The sequence below is a fragment of the Pseudomonas sp. CFBP 5748 genome (assembly GCF_053850495.1).
Genome location: NZ_JBSPTN010000006.1, coordinates 358,518 through 372,220 on the forward strand (window position 1 = coordinate 358,518; position 13,703 = coordinate 372,220).

13 protein-coding genes and 1 tRNA gene are annotated in these 13,703 nt (G+C 58.3%); 8 read left to right on the plus strand and 6 right to left on the minus strand.

Annotation, left to right across the window (positions count from 1 at the left end; genetic code table 11):
* Positions 1 to 42: 42 nt before the first annotated feature.
* On the minus strand, positions 43 to 546 hold the full coding sequence (locus ACWNZ1_RS16650; protein WP_256453617.1) for a cell envelope protein SmpA: 504 nt from the start codon (positions 544 to 546) through the stop codon (positions 43 to 45).
* 321 nt (positions 547 to 867) lie between these two features.
* Here ACWNZ1_RS16650 and mgtE point away from each other — a divergent pair, with 321 nt between their 5' ends.
* On the plus strand, positions 868 to 2,310 hold the full coding sequence (gene mgtE, locus ACWNZ1_RS16655; RefSeq protein WP_135846796.1) for a magnesium transporter: 1,443 nt from the start codon (positions 868 to 870) through the stop codon (positions 2,308 to 2,310).
* A gap of 125 nt (positions 2,311 to 2,435) precedes the next feature.
* Here mgtE and ACWNZ1_RS16660 read toward each other — a convergent pair whose 3' ends face one another.
* Positions 2,436 to 2,762 carry an Arc family DNA-binding protein gene (locus ACWNZ1_RS16660; RefSeq protein WP_077048487.1) on the minus strand — a complete coding sequence of 109 codons (327 nt, stop codon included), beginning with the start codon at positions 2,760 to 2,762 and terminating at the stop codon, positions 2,436 to 2,438.
* A 526-nt stretch (positions 2,763 to 3,288) separates the two neighbouring features.
* Between ACWNZ1_RS16660 and ACWNZ1_RS16665 the strand changes: the two genes are divergently transcribed.
* The 5 genes from ACWNZ1_RS16665 (at position 3,289) to ACWNZ1_RS16685 (ending at position 8,902) form a co-directional block, all read left to right on the plus strand.
* A tRNA-Arg gene (locus ACWNZ1_RS16665) sits at positions 3,289 to 3,365 on the plus strand.
* Between the two features lie 284 nt (positions 3,366 to 3,649).
* Positions 3,650 to 5,257, plus strand: coding sequence for a tetratricopeptide repeat-containing response regulator (locus tag ACWNZ1_RS16670; protein ID WP_135846795.1), 1,608 nt, complete (start codon positions 3,650 to 3,652; stop codon positions 5,255 to 5,257).
* Positions 5,250 to 5,942, plus strand: a complete 693-nt coding sequence (locus tag ACWNZ1_RS16675) for a sensor histidine kinase (protein WP_135846794.1) — start codon at positions 5,250 to 5,252, stop codon at positions 5,940 to 5,942. The genes ACWNZ1_RS16670 and ACWNZ1_RS16675 overlap by 8 nt, the downstream gene beginning before the upstream one ends.
* A 281-nt stretch (positions 5,943 to 6,223) precedes the next feature.
* Positions 6,224 to 7,465 (plus strand): glutamine synthetase family protein, encoded by a 1,242-nt coding sequence (locus tag ACWNZ1_RS16680; RefSeq protein ID WP_256454425.1) that lies wholly within the window; start codon positions 6,224 to 6,226, stop codon positions 7,463 to 7,465.
* A gap of 69 nt (positions 7,466 to 7,534) precedes the next feature.
* Entirely contained in the window at positions 7,535 to 8,902 is a 1,368-nt protein-coding gene (locus tag ACWNZ1_RS16685) for an MFS transporter (RefSeq protein ID WP_135846792.1), read from the plus strand.
* 64 nt (positions 8,903 to 8,966) lie between these two features.
* Here ACWNZ1_RS16685 and ACWNZ1_RS16690 read toward each other — a convergent pair whose 3' ends face one another.
* From ACWNZ1_RS16690 to flgA, 4 genes are all read right to left on the minus strand, one after another.
* Positions 8,967 to 9,713: a flagellar brake protein gene (locus tag ACWNZ1_RS16690; protein WP_135846791.1), complete on the minus strand. Its 747-nt coding sequence runs from the start codon at positions 9,711 to 9,713 to the stop codon at positions 8,967 to 8,969.
* 92 nt (positions 9,714 to 9,805) lie between these two features.
* Complete coding sequence (locus ACWNZ1_RS16695) at positions 9,806 to 10,273, minus strand: flagella synthesis protein FlgN (protein ID WP_456027747.1); 468 nt, start codon at positions 10,271 to 10,273, stop codon at positions 9,806 to 9,808.
* Positions 10,274 to 10,321: 48 nt separating this feature from the next.
* Positions 10,322 to 10,639: a flagellar biosynthesis anti-sigma factor FlgM gene (flgM, locus tag ACWNZ1_RS16700; RefSeq protein ID WP_135846789.1), complete on the minus strand. Its 318-nt coding sequence runs from the start codon at positions 10,637 to 10,639 to the stop codon at positions 10,322 to 10,324.
* A gap of 173 nt (positions 10,640 to 10,812) precedes the next feature.
* Positions 10,813 to 11,577, minus strand: coding sequence for a flagellar basal body P-ring formation chaperone FlgA (gene flgA, locus ACWNZ1_RS16705; protein WP_456027748.1), 765 nt, complete (start codon positions 11,575 to 11,577; stop codon positions 10,813 to 10,815).
* A gap of 78 nt (positions 11,578 to 11,655) precedes the next feature.
* On the opposite strand from flgA, the gene ACWNZ1_RS16710 reads away from it, so the two are divergent.
* Both ACWNZ1_RS16710 and cheR read left to right on the plus strand, forming a co-directional pair.
* Complete coding sequence (locus ACWNZ1_RS16710; protein ID WP_135846787.1) at positions 11,656 to 12,582, plus strand: chemotaxis protein CheV; 927 nt, start codon at positions 11,656 to 11,658, stop codon at positions 12,580 to 12,582.
* A 53-nt stretch (positions 12,583 to 12,635) separates the two neighbouring features.
* A complete protein-coding gene (gene cheR / locus ACWNZ1_RS16715; protein WP_135846786.1) occupies positions 12,636 to 13,463 on the plus strand; it encodes a protein-glutamate O-methyltransferase CheR in 828 nt (275 codons plus the stop codon).
* Positions 13,464 to 13,703: the final 240 nt, after the last annotated feature.

A 13,703-nucleotide genomic window follows, 5' to 3' on the forward strand; every position in this document is an offset into this window, starting at 1 on the left:
CAAACACCAAAAAGCCCGCGTTAAACGCGGGCTTTTTGCTGTCTACGATTTGCCTTTCACGCATCCTTTCTCGTCGAACACGATCTCCGCGCTGCGACCTTTTTTCGCTTTGTAGGTATACCGCGTGCTCGAATTCCTTATTTTGATTGAGTGGGGTTTGCCCAGGGCGCTCTCTACGTCCTGCTGGCTCATGCCGGCGATGATGCGCTGGTTCATGATCGCTTCGCGGCGTTGCCTTGCGTCGATCAGATTTGCGCAGCGGTCTTCGAACTGGCCGACAACGGTCAGCTCCTTGCGCGAGGTTCTATTACTGGATGTTTGTCGGGGCTCTGCTTCGGGCAGTAACGACTCGGTTATCGGTCCGCTGGTGCCCGGGCTGTACGGATGAATCTGCTGCAGCGACAGGTCTTCTCCCGGGCCGCAGCTCAACGTCGTGAATGTGACGTGCCCCACACTACTTTCGCAGCGATGCACGGTCTGCCCGGCAGCCCATACAGGCAGGCAGGGCAGGGTGGCGAGCAAAAAAAGGTAATGATTGGCGGGCATGCGAGCGTCCTCCTTGACGATAAAAAACAGAAGGCTAGCCGCTGCATCTCTCCTGGGGCGTGTGTTTTCTTTTCAGGATAAGTCGTCCAAAGCCAGAGGTTCAGCCTGCGTTCAGGTTTGTCTCGCAAGCGCTTGTTCTTGCCATGATTTTTTAACGTTTTAAAGCGTCAAGCGGTGTATGATTGCGCCCGTCAGCCCCGCCGGGGCTTTGGAATATTTCCATGGACTTACCCAGTAGTTACTCAATATCTAGTTTTGCCAATCATGAATTAACTGATTGATCCTTCCGGCGTGCTCCACTGCTGGGAGTGGAGTTCGCCTATGTCCCAAGTAGAAGTCAAAAAAACGCAGGAAAGCCTTCAGGATCGTCTCGCTCAAGTCGTTGAGCTGCTGCAGCGCCAGCGGGTCGTGGAAGACCTGACGCATCGCCAGGAAGGCCCGCATCATGACCGGGTCGAGAACCTGGTCCACCGGCAGAATCTCGTTGAGCTGCAACGCAAGCTCGATGACCTGCACTCCGCCGACGTCGCCTACATTCTTGAAGCCCTGCCACTGGAAGAGCGTCTGACGGTCTGGCAGTTGGTCAAGGCTGATCGCGACGGTGACATCCTGCTCGAAGTGTCCGACTCGGTTCGTGAAACCCTGATCGCCGACATGGATGATCACGAGTTGTTGGCGGCGGCCAAGGAAATGGACGCCGACGAACTCGCAGACCTTGCGCCCGAGCTGCCACGGGACGTTGTCCACGAACTGATGGAAACCCTCGACGGCCAGCAGCGCGAGCGTGTGCGCTCGGCATTGTCCTACGACGAGGAGCAGGTCGGTGCGCTGATGGACTTCGAGATGGTGACCATCCGTGAGGATGTCAGTCTTGAAGTGGTCTTGCGTTACTTGCGTCGTCTCAAGGAGCTGCCGGGGCATACCGACAAGCTGTTTGTGGTCGATTACGACGGCGTGCTCAAAGGCGTGCTGCCCATCAAGCGTTTGCTCGTCAATGATCCGGAAAAGCAAGTGGCCGAGGTGATGGCCAGCGACCCGGTGAGCTTCCACCCGGACGAAGACGCGTATGACGCGGCCCAGGCGTTCGAGCGTTATGACTTGATTTCTGCGCCGGTGGTCGACAAGAACGGCAAGCTGATCGGCCGTCTGACCATCGATGAAATGGTCGACTTGATTCGTGAGGAAAGCGAAAGCGAAGTCCTCAACATGGCCGGTCTGCGCGAAGAAGAAGACATCTTCGCTTCGGTCTGGAAATCCCTGCGTAACCGTTGGGCCTGGCTGGCAATCAATCTGATTACGGCTTTTGTCGCCTCTCGGGTGATCGGGTTGTTCGAGGGCTCCATCGAGAAGCTGGTGGCGCTCGCGGCGTTGATGCCCATCGTTGCCGGCATCGGTGGCAACTCAGGCAACCAGACCATCACCATGATCGTCCGCGCGATGGCGCTGGACCAGGTCAGTACCGGCAATACCTCGCGATTGATGCGCAAGGAGCTGGCCGTGTCCCTGATCAATGGCGTTATTTGGGGTGGGGTGATCGGTGTGGTGGCTTATCTGCTCTACGGCAGCTGGTCGCTGGGGGTGGTCATGACCGCCGCGATGACCCTCAACTTGTTGTTGGCGGCGCTGATGGGGGTATTGATTCCCATGACCCTGGCCCGCATGGGGCGTGACCCTGCCATGGGTGCCAGCGTAATGATCACCGCCGTGACTGACAGCGGTGGGTTCTTTATTTTCCTGGGGTTGGCGACGATTTTCCTGCTCTGAATCACTCGTCAAGAAAGCCCGCCTATCTGGCGGGCTTTTTCATGGATGCTCAAAAATTCAAATCAGGGCCAAACGCCAGGCAAAAAAAAGCCAGCACAAGGCTGGCTTTAAGATATTCGTTGCGATCAGGACGCGTCTGCGGCCATTTCGGCATCATGGGCAATCAGCGAAACAAGGGCGTTTTGCTGGCGATGGGAGAGTTGTCGGAATCGTTGCAGCAGCTCGCGCTCATGCAAGGACAGCTCAGGGCTGTCCAAGCGCATGCTGAGCTCTTCACCAAGAGCGCCTTCTTGAATAAGGCTTTGCTCAAGGCGCGCGATGATTTCAGAGTTCATGCTGCGATGATGATTGCGAGCCACCTCGGCAATGCGTTCCCGCATTCCGTCTGGCAGACGTACCACGAACTTGTCAGCTGTACGGCTGGAGTAAACTGCCTGTTTCAATGGGCGCATATATTTAACCGGTTAGTTCAGGGGAGCGGTTCTCGGGATTGGCCGCAGGATGTCGTTAGGACAAGGCCTGTAGCCAAATGTTCAACCTGAATTGTTAAGAGGCCCGCATCATGCCTCAAAATTGCCAGATCATTGGCGCCAATTCTGTGACAAATATTGATCCGGGTAAAGGCGTTATGCCAGCACCCTTCATCAAAAATGCGGACTGGTTTGAAAAATCAACAGGTCCGCATTTGTGACCACTGCATCGTGTCTATGTGCCATACCGTCCGGCGGATAACCGGCGCGAGGGCAAAGGCGCGTGCTGTCCTTGTTTTGTATAGGATAGTGGCAATTTGCCGATTTACTAGCGTGAGGTGAGTCAGGGCAGATGAGTGGCGGTTGAATATCAGCTGTCTTCGACCTGTGAGTCTGGCCAGCGGTACCCTTTGGCTACACTTAAAAACCATGGACGACATGACAAACGCAGGACTGGCCGTTAACATGCACGCCGTCCTTCGCACCGCGTTTCTCGTGGTCGACTCGTGTCTCAGTAGCTCAATTGGATAGAGCATCCCCCTCCTAAGGGGAAGGTTGGCAGTTCGAACCTGCCCTGGGACACCATATTTTCTCGCACCAAACCCCTTCAAACCCCTTCAAGCCTCTTGCCTATAATCTGCTTAACGGAACGTCATTTTCGGCCGATAACCAGTTGAGCCCCGTTCTCTCCAGCGTTTCGGCGTGCAGGAACGGCGTGCAATGTGCACCACGGCACAGCCAGGACAAGAGGTTCGGAAAACCCTTGATCGTAAGTGGCTGGTGGCTATCATCTGCGCGCCTTGCCGGCTATGAGACAGCGTTTCGTTGCTTGCCATTGGGTTATCTTCTTACTTGCCTGGACATCCTCGATGCTGGCGTACCACCAAAAAAGTTTTCTGATCGTCGATGATTTCTCGGATTTTCGCAGCTCCGTCCGGTCCATGCTGCGTGAGCTGGGTGTCAAGGACGTGGACACCGCTGACACCGGTGAAGTCGCGCTGCGCATGTGCTCGCAGAAACGCTATGACTTCATTTTGCAGGATTATCACCTGGGCGACGGCCGCAAGAACGGCCAGCAGGTGCTTGAAGATTTGATGGTCGAGAAGCTGATCAGCCATGAAAGTGTGTTTCTCATGGTGACGGCTGAAAGCAGTCAGGCGATGGTGCTCAGTGCCCTGGAGCATGAGCCCGATGCGTACCTGACCAAGCCGTTCAATCGCTCCGGCCTGGCTCAGCGGCTGGAGCGGCTGGAGCAGCGCAAGACCCTGCTCAAGCCGATCCTGCAAGCCCTTGATCGTGGCAAGCCGATGGAGGTGCTCAATGCCTGCATCGCCCTGTGCAAACAGGATCCGCGTTATGGACCGTTGTGCCTGCGTTATCGGGCCGATGCGTTGCGCGACTTGAATCAGAACGAAGCCCTGGAGCGTCTGTACAACACCATCCTCGCCGACCGTCCGTTGCCATGGGCCTATGCGGGCCTGGGGAAGTTGCTATTCAAGCGTGGCCAGGTCGGCCAGGCCAAGGATGTTTATGAGAAGGCCCTGAAGGTATTTCCGATGATGCCGGCGTTGTACGACGGCATGGCAGAAGTATTGGTGGCCGAAGGCGATACGAAACAGGCGCAACACGTACTGGAAGAGGCGGTGCGCCTGTCGCCGCTGGCGGTGCGCCGGCAATCGCTGCTGGGCAAGTTGGCGATGACCAACGAAGACTACGAAACGGCATCCAAGGCTTATCGCCAGGCGGTCGGGCAGGGGGCGCAGTCGCGCTTCAAGGATCCGGAAAGCAATTTAGGCCTGGCCCATGCACTGATCAGCAAGGGCAGCGAGAAGGGTCTGGATACCCGGACCCGGCTGGAGATCAACACGACCCTCAGTGCTGTGGCCAAGGAAAACCTCAATGACCCGGGACTGCAGGTGCGGGCGCGGCTGATGAAGGCCACGAGCCTGCTGTTGAACGATGCTGAAACTGCCGAAAAGCTCACTGAGCAGGCCTTGCAGCGCCTCGACGGCATGGAGCAGTTCATGAGTGCCGAAGCGGCCTTGTTGGTGGCCAAGCAGCTACAAATGCTCGGCCAGACCAGTGCCGGCGAGTCGATGCTCAAGAACTGCGCGGAGATCTACGGCGACGACCCGACGGTGATGCAAGGCATTGCCAAGTTGACCGACGACCCGAACATTCTCAATCAAGGCAATGCCGCCGCCGAGCTGAACCGCGAAGGCGTGCGCGTCTACAAGACCGGCGCGTTGCCCGAGGCGCGGGAGCTGTTCCGTCGTGCCCTGAAGATGCAACCGAAGAACATCAGTATTGCCCTGAACATGGCGCAGTCCCTGCTGCATGGTACCGATACCAGCGTGGAATCGGAGCTGCTGCAGGAATGTCGCGCCTGCCTGAAACTGGTGGGCATGATGCCCGACACCGATGCGCGTTTTGCGCGTTATCAGAAACTGCGAAGCAAGGCATTTGGCGATGAATGACAGCGAACAGGCACTCGATTTTTCCACGGTGATCGCGTCTACCGTACACGACATGAAGAACTCCCTGACTTTGCTCATGCAGGCGCATACGCAATGGCTTGAGCGTTTGCCCGATCCCGAGCGGCAGACTTCGGAGCAGGGCGTCATCGAGTTCGAGTTCGCTCATCTCAATGGCTTGCTGGTGCAACTGCTGGGGCTGTACAAGCTGGGCGTCAACCAGCTGCCGCTGCACCCGGCCTACCATGAGTTGGATGACTTTATCGAAGCGCAGCTGGCCGGCCATCAGGACGTGTTCCGTAGCCGCGGGATCATGGCGACGTACGAAGTCGATCCGCTCAGTCCTCTGGGCTTTTTCGATCGCGAGCTGATTGCTTCGGTGCTCGATAACAGCATCAACAATGCCATTCGCCATGCGCGCCAAACGTTGTTGATCAGTGCGAGCGACGAAGCCGGGCAGTTGGTGCTGACCATCAATGATGACGGCGAAGGTTATCCGCCCGAGATGATCGAGCGTCAGGCCGAGTATGTGCAGGGCATCAACCACAGCAGCGGCAGCACCGGGCTGGGCTTGTACTTCGCCGCGCGGATCGCCGGGCTGCATCAGCGTGGCGGCCTGTGCGGGCGCACCGAGATTGCCAATGGCGGTGTGCTCGGTGGTGGGGTGTTCCGGATTTATCTGCCCTGAGCCTGCCTGCGCAAATAACCCTACCAACACAAATCCCCTGTGGGAGCGAGCAAGCTCGCTCCCACAATGTATTCCAGAAGCTTGGGGTTTATTGTCCTGGGATGCTTGATATTCCGAACAGGTGAAGCCTATTTTGTACGGGTTGCCGTTCGCGGCTCGCACATAACAAGGATTGCGTCATGACGACCGATGGCCAGCGTTCACTCGCGCAGCGACTGACGGGCATTGATGAGATTGAATGCGTTACGCCGGATTTGAATGGCGTGCCGCGAGGCAAGGTGATGACCGCCGAGGGTTTCCTCGAAGGTCGACGGTTGCAGATGGCGCGGGGCGTGCTGCTGCAATGCATCATGGGTGGTTATCCGCCGTCGCGCTTTTATGGCAGCGACGACGGCGATCTAGCGCTGGTGGCCGATCCGAAACAGATCCATCGCCTGCCCTGGAGCCAACAGCCCCGTGCCTTGGCGATTTGCGACGCCGATGAGTTGACCGGCGAAAGCTCCCGGCTTTCCACGCGCGGGCAGCTCAAGGCCGTCATCGCTCGCTATGCGGCCCTGGGCCTGGCGCCAGTCGTGGCCACCGAGCTGGAATTCTTTGTCTTCGCACCCAACCCGGACCCGACCCAGCCGTTCCAGCCGCCGGTGGGCCTGGATGGCCGTCGCGAAGAAGGTCATTCGGCATTCAGTATCAGCTCCAACAATGGCCTGCGACCGTTCTTCAGTGAAGTCTATGCATGCATGGCGGCGCTGGGCTTGCCTCGCGACACCTTCATGCATGAAATGGGCGTGAGCCAGTTCGAGATCAATCTGCTCCACGGCGACCCTTTGTTGCTGGCCGACCAGACGTTCCTGTTCAAGCACCTGCTCAAGGAAGTGGCGCTCAAGCACGGCCTGACTGTGGTTTGCATGGCCAAGCCCCTGGCCCATACACCAGGCAGTTCGATGCATATCCACCAGAGCGTCGTCGAGCTGGGCAGCGGTCGCAATGTGTTCAGTGATGCGACGGGTGAGCCGACGGCAGCTTTCCGGCACTTCATCGGCGGACAACAGGCCGGCATGGCCGATTTCACTGCGTTGTTCGCGCCGAACGTGAACTCCTACCAGCGCCTGTGCCACCCATTTGCATCGCCGAACAATGCCTGTTGGTCCCATGACAATCGTTCGGCCGGGTTGCGTATCCCTGCCAGTTCGCCGGTGGCTCGTCGGGTCGAGAATCGCTTGCCGGGAGCGGATGCCAACCCTTACCTGGCGATTGCCGCCAGCCTGGCAGCCGGGCTCTATGGCATTGAAAATCACCTGGAGCCGAGCGCCGCGATCCAGGGCGAGTTCCAAGTGCCGGATAATCTGTCGCTGCCATGTACCTTGCATGCCGCCCTGGAGCGTCTGAAGCGTAGCTATCTGGCGAAGGAACTGTTCGGTGCGGAGTTCATCGAAGGCTACGTCGCTTCGAAGTCCATGGAACTGACCAGCTTCTTTGATGAAATCACTCCCTGGGAGCGGCGTGTTCTAGCGGCCCAGGCATAACGAACCGTCGCATTAGGGCTATCTTCAGGGGTAGCCCTTACTTATCTCAAGGAGCCGCTCGGAACGCCGATGCGCCAAATCTGGAAACCTTTTCGAGCACTGTATTTCGCCTCGCTGATGATGTTGATCGGCTCGGGCTTGTTGAGTACTTACCTAGCCCTGCGTCTGGCCGCCGACCATGTCGACAGCCTGTGGGTCGGTGCGCTGATGGCCGCCAACTACTTTGGCCTGGTGCTGGGTGGCAAGATCGGCCACCGGCTGATCGCTCGCGTCGGGCATATCCGCGCCTATTCGGCCTGCGCCGGGATCGTCGGGGCGGCGGTGCTGGGCCATGGACTGGTGGACTGGTTGCCGGCCTGGATCGTGCTGCGGACGATTGTCGGCCTGGGCATGATGTGCCAGTACATGGTCATTGAGAGCTGGCTCAACGAACAGGCGGAGGCCAAGCAGCGTGGCGTGGTGTTCAGTGGCTACATGATCGCCTCGTACCTGGGGCTGGTACTGGGTCAACTGATCCTGGTCATGCACCCGGCCCTTGGGCTGGAGCTGCTGATGCTGGTGGCGCTGTGTTTCGCCCTGTGCCTGGTGCCGGTGGCGCTGACCCGGCGGATTCACCCGGCGGCGCTGCATCCGGCGCCGATGGAGCCGCGATTCTTCATCAAGCGCGTGCCGCAATCGTTGAGCACGGTGTTGGGCTCCGGGCTGATCGTCGGCTCGTTCTATGGCCTGGCACCGCTGTACGCCTCTCAGCAGGGCCTGTCGACCGAGCAGGTCGGTCTGTTCATGGGTAGCTGCATCTTCGCCGGACTGTTGGTGCAGTGGCCGCTGGGCTGGCTGTCCGACCGCTATGATCGGGCGTTGCTGATTCGGTGTTTTGCGCTGGTCCTGGTGGTGTGCGCGTTACCGCTGGCGATCCTGCCGAAAGTACCGCTGGAGGTGCTGTTCGTCGCGGGATTCTTCTGTTCGCTGGTGCAGTTCTGCCTGTATCCGCTGGCGGTGGCGTTTTCCAACGACCATGTCGAAGGGGATCGTCGGGTGTCGCTCACGGCAATGCTGTTGGTGACCTACGGCGTCGGTGCCAGTATCGGGCCGCTGGTGGCCGGGGTGCTGATGAAGATGTTTGGCAGTCAGATGCTATATGCGTTCTTCGCGTTCTTCGCGTTGGTGCTGGTGTGGCGGATCCGGCCGAAAGCGGTGACCAACCTGCATCAGGTCGATGACGCACCGCTGCATCACGTGGCAATGCCCGACAGCATGTCGAGTTCACCCCTGGTGGCGTGCCTCGATCCGCGAGTGGATGAGCAGGTGGTGCAGGAGCAGATGCAGGCGCCGGCCAATCCAGACGTTGAGTCAGAACCGGCTGCAGAGCCGGTCGCTGAAACCGAAGCGGCGCCTGACGAGCCAGAGACCCCCAGTTTTACTCAAGCCAGGCCTTGAACCAGGCATAAAAAAACGGGCAGTCACCGCAAGGGACTGCCCGTTTTTCGTGGCGCGAAGAAGATCAGAGGTCGTCTTTATCGAAACGCCGGGCTTCGCGCTGCAGCTGATAGACGAAACGCTCAACCTGCCGTTGCACCAGGCCAGTGATATTGTGGAAGCGCACACCCGCGAAGGTGGTGTTGATCCGCTCTTCGAAATGCAGGTAACGCAGTTCAACCGGTGCAGTCATGTTGCCAAAGGGCAGGGCTGCGATGAAACGTTCGTAAACCTGGCCCAATTGCAGGCGCGCGGTAATGTCGCCTTCGAAGCGCAGCTTGCAACCGGTTGCCGAGATATCCAGCAGCTTGCCGTTGACGGAGGACTTGAGCTTTTCGCCACCCAGTTCGACGTCCACCAGTTGCGCCAGTTTCAGGGCGGCGCGGAAGGCGTTGCGGCGTTGGTGGTAGACCACTTCGTCGGGCAAGGCGCCGCGATAGCAGCGACCGTCGCTGGATTCGGTGATGGTCAAGGGGCCTTTGCCTTCCCATGCGATGCGCACGCCGTCATGGAAACCCTCGACACGAAACGGTTCGCCTGCCAGCAGGAAGCGTTCACCGTCCCGGGGAATCATTTCATCCAGGGCGATGGAGTTGCTCTCGCGATCGATGTCCACCAGGTAGCTCTGGAAGCGCTGGGTACGTTCGTGGAAGGTAATGATCAACGGGTCATGGCTATCTTGCAGCATCCGCAGGTTGCCGGCGATTTCCAGGGGCGTGCTGAGCACCTTGGGTGGCTGCGGAGCATCATCCGCGTTTGAGTCATTGAACACGGTGGGTCAATCTCCAGGCAAAATACGACTACAAAAAGCCAGCATTTTGCCAGCATGTATCGCGCGTTGATAGAGCGCAGGCATTGTTCGTTTCATGCCTGGCTGAGCGGGCGGTGCTTGACCATCTTGGCGGTCGAGCCGCGAGCGTCATACAGGGTCGGCACTTCGCCGCCATTGAGGATGCGCAACTGGTTGGCAGTGGCGGCCTGCTGGACCTGGATCGACTGGCCATTGCGAACGTTGGCGGCCTGGCACTGGGCGAGCAGCTCATTGAGCACTGCGCTTTGGGACAGCAACTGATCGCCGATCGATGATTGGCTGGCCAGTTGTTCAAGGCCTTCGTGGTTGGCGGGCAGGTTGAGGCTGGCGAGGGTCTCGCTGCGCTTGCGGCCATGCTGATCGAGCAAGATGATCAATGCCTGTTTCTGCGCCAGGATATTTTCCAGCAAGGGCATATCGCGACCATACAGTGCCAGGGATTCGGCCTGCAATAACTCCAGCAATTGTTGTGCTGGAATAAAGTCGTCGGTGATCAGTTGCAACAAATTAGTGTCGTGCATGGCTGGCCTTGGGTCTTAAGCGTCCAAAAGCCTGGCGCTGGCGGCAGCCTAGCGCTGGGCTTCGAAGTTGAGCAGTTTGCTGGCTACGCGGCTGCTGTCGACTTTATAGCTGCCATCGGCGATTGCTGCTTTCAACTCGGCCACGCGGGCGTTGTCGACGACAGGTTGATCGCGCAGCTTGTCAGTGACCTTCTGCAACTGCTGAGCCTCATTGCTGAGGTGTACCGACTCTCCGTTGCTGACTTGTTCGGCCGGGGTAGGCAGCGGTGCGGATTTGTCGGTTTCGACAGTTTCCTTGCTCACGCTGGTACGCGTAGTGCCTGTCAACGGTGAAGAGCTGTTTAAACGATTGAAATCGATGACCATGGTAAAAAACCTCTGGGTATTTGGACGCTTGCCATGTTTTCGGCCATCCCCAAAAAAACTTTAGGCTCATTTATTCAATGAACGTGCGCACGTCTGCGCTTGCCTTTGCGTAAGGCACAGTCTAGGGAACACCGGGATCAAGCGCCAGCTTTCTACCCGTCTCTACCTTATCGCTACATAGCCACTTCCACCTGGCCCGGGGCCATCACCTGCGCCTTGATTACCCGTTGGGAGTTGAGGTTCTTTACCCGGATCTGTTCACGCATACCGCCGTTGGACAGGGCTTCGCCCGGCATCCGCACGGCCAAGGTTCCGCTGCGGGCGGTGATGACTACCTGGTCGCCTTTGCGGATCACTTCGGCCTGCTCCAGGTGCACCAGGGTAACGACCTGGTCGGCGACCATTGGTCGGACAAGTTTCTGGCCGATCGCCTGGTCGACGGAGGTCAGGAAACCCTGGGTGATCTGGCTGATATCCCGTTCGCGCAACATCACGTCCTGAGGCTCGACAATCCCGGCTCGCTTGAGCGGACGGGTGGTGGTGACAATTTCGCGGAACAGGCGCACTTGAGCGGGCACGAACACCGTCCAGGGGGCAGCGCTGTCACAACGCACTTTCACGGTGACGCGGCCCATGGGCCGGGCCGGGCTCTCCAGCGAAGCAGTCAATTCCTTGTCGCACATCGGCATGCGCAACCGTGGGTCGAGTTGGTTGACTTCGATTTCGTAGCGGCCTTCGGTTTGACTGGTAGCCAGGTAGTCTTCTACGGTGAATTCAAGAAAGCCCTGAGTGACGCCGATAAGTAGATCAGGCAAGGTAACCGGAACAGCAGCGAGGGCAGGGCCGCCCGAAGTGAACAGGCAGACAGCCAACAGTGCACCGAGCCAATGGCGGCAGTGAGTGATCAGGCGTCGAGAAAATGTCGTTTGTGCGTTCATGCCGGTTGAATAGCAAGCCCCGTGCCGTTTAGTGATGAATGCGCGTCGGACACATTAGCGTTAGGTAGGAGTCAGGGCATGGCGGGAGTAATGGACTCGGTAAACCAGCGTACACAGCTGGTCGGTCAGAATCGCCTGGAGCTGTTGCTGTTCCGTCTCGACGGCCAGCAATTGTATGGAATCAACGTATTCAAGGTCCGCGAGGTGCTGCAATGTCCTAAGCTGACCCTGATGCCCAAGTCCAGTCCCGTCGTGTGCGGTGTGGCGAATATCCGGGGAGCGACCATCCCGATTCTCGATCTGGCCATGGCGACCGGTTCCGGTCGGCTGCTGGATCAGAGCAATCCGTTCGTGATCATCACCGAGTACAACACCAAGACCCAGGGTTTCCTGGTTCGCTCGGTGGAGCGCATCGTCAACATGAACTGGGAAGAGATTCATCCACCACCCAAGGGCACGGGCCGCGATCACTACCTGACGGCGGTGACCCGGGTCGATAACCAGTTGGTGGAAATCATCGACGTGGAGAAGATCCTCGCCGAGGTGGCGCCGACCACCGAGACGATCTCCTTGGGTGTGGTGGATGCCGAAACCCAGCACAAGGCGATATCGCTGCGGGTACTGACTGTCGATGATTCTTCGGTAGCACGTAAGCAGGTCACCCGTTGTCTACAAACGATCGGCGTTGAAGTGGTAGCGTTGAATGACGGGCGGCAGGCGCTGGATTACCTGCGCCAACTGGTCGATGAGGGCAAGAAGCCCGAAGAAGAGTTCCTGATGATGATCTCCGACATCGAAATGCCGGAAATGGACGGGTACACCCTGACGTCGGAAATTCGCAACGACCCGCGTATGCAAAAGCTGCATATCATTTTGCATACTTCGTTGTCGGGGGTTTTCAACCAGGCGATGGTCAAGAAGGTCGGTGCCGATGACTTCCTGGCCAAGTTCCGGCCCGATGACCTGGCCTCCCGAGTCGTCGACCGGATCAAAGCAGCAGAATAAAGGTCGGGCGCGTTGTGCGCCCGGCAAGCCAACACAATGAAAGAGGCGGTATCTTGTCTACGGGTAATTTGGATTTCGAACAGTTCCGGGTCTTCCTGGAAAAAGCCTGTGGCATTTTGCTTGGTGAGAACAAGCAATACCTGGTGTCGAGCCGTCTCAACAAGTTGATGGAGCAACAGGGCCTTAAATCGTTGGGCGAACTGGTGCAGCGTATCCAGACCCAGCCGCGCAGTGGTTTGCGCGAGATGGTGGTGGACGCCATGACCACCAACGAAACCCTGTGGTTTCGCGACACCTATCCGTTCGAGGTGTTGAAGAACAGAGTGTTGCCGGCGGCCATCAAGGCCAGCCCGGGCCAACGCCTGCGGATCTGGTCGGCGGCCTGCTCGTCGGGGCAGGAACCCTATTCGCTGTCGATGTCCATCGATGAATTCGAGCGGACCAACATCGGCCAGTTGAAAGGCGGCGTGCAGATCGTTGCCACGGACCTGTCCGGGACCATGCTCAATAACTGCAAGACCGGTGAGTACGACAGCCTGGCCATTGGCCGCGGCTTGTCGCCTGATCGTCTGCAACGCTACTTCGACCCGAAAGGGCCGGGTAAATGGGTGGTCAAGGCACCGATCAAGAGCCGGGTGGAGTTCCGCTCGTTCAACCTGCTGGACAGTTATGCCAGCCTGGGCAAGTTCGACATCGTGTTCTGCCGCAACGTGCTGATCTACTTTTCCGCCGAAGTGAAGAAAGACATCCTGTTGCGGATCCACAGCACCCTCAAGCCTGGCGGCTACCTGTTCCTCGGCGCCTCTGAGGCGTTGAACGGTTTGCCCGATCATTACCAGATGGTCCAGTGCAGTCCGGGGATCATTTACCAGGCGAAGTGATTCGTTGGGGATGTCAAAAAACGGTAGTCCTCAGGGGCTCCCGTTTTTTTATGCCCGCCTACTTTCTCCCGCTCCTACAGTTGGAATGTCATTGCCCTTGAGAAGCGGCAGAAAAGCGGCAGCCAGCGGAAGCCGATTGCCGCTTTTCTGGCATTGCCGCGTTGCCGATCCTCGCAAAGCCCCGGTTTATGGGCTTTTTCAAAGTGGCACGACGCTTGCTAAGTTCATCGTACGTAAATT

Excerpts from the sequence above, each read along its gene's own strand:
- ACWNZ1_RS16675 (WP_135846794.1), top strand. The coding sequence starts at position 5,250 with ATGAATGACAGCGAACAGGCACTCGATTTTTCCACGGTGATCGCGTCT.
- flgA (WP_456027748.1), bottom strand. The coding sequence starts at position 11,577 with ATGAACGCACAAACGACATTTTCTCGACGCCTGATCACTCACTGCCGC.
- ACWNZ1_RS16695 (WP_456027747.1), bottom strand. The coding sequence starts at position 10,273 with ATGCACGACACTAATTTGTTGCAACTGATCACCGACGACTTTATTCCA.
- ACWNZ1_RS16710 (WP_135846787.1), top strand. The coding sequence starts at position 11,656 with ATGGCGGGAGTAATGGACTCGGTAAACCAGCGTACACAGCTGGTCGGT.
- ACWNZ1_RS16660 (WP_077048487.1), bottom strand. The coding sequence starts at position 2,762 with ATGCGCCCATTGAAACAGGCAGTTTACTCCAGCCGTACAGCTGACAAG.
- ACWNZ1_RS16680 (WP_256454425.1), top strand. The coding sequence starts at position 6,224 with ATGACCGCCGAGGGTTTCCTCGAAGGTCGACGGTTGCAGATGGCGCGG.
- ACWNZ1_RS16670 (WP_135846795.1), top strand. The coding sequence starts at position 3,650 with ATGCTGGCGTACCACCAAAAAAGTTTTCTGATCGTCGATGATTTCTCG.
- ACWNZ1_RS16650 (WP_256453617.1), bottom strand. The coding sequence starts at position 546 with ATGCCCGCCAATCATTACCTTTTTTTGCTCGCCACCCTGCCCTGCCTG.
- ACWNZ1_RS16685 (WP_135846792.1), top strand. The coding sequence starts at position 7,535 with ATGCGCCAAATCTGGAAACCTTTTCGAGCACTGTATTTCGCCTCGCTG.
- mgtE (WP_135846796.1), top strand. The coding sequence starts at position 868 with ATGTCCCAAGTAGAAGTCAAAAAAACGCAGGAAAGCCTTCAGGATCGT.
- flgM (WP_135846789.1), bottom strand. The coding sequence starts at position 10,639 with ATGGTCATCGATTTCAATCGTTTAAACAGCTCTTCACCGTTGACAGGC.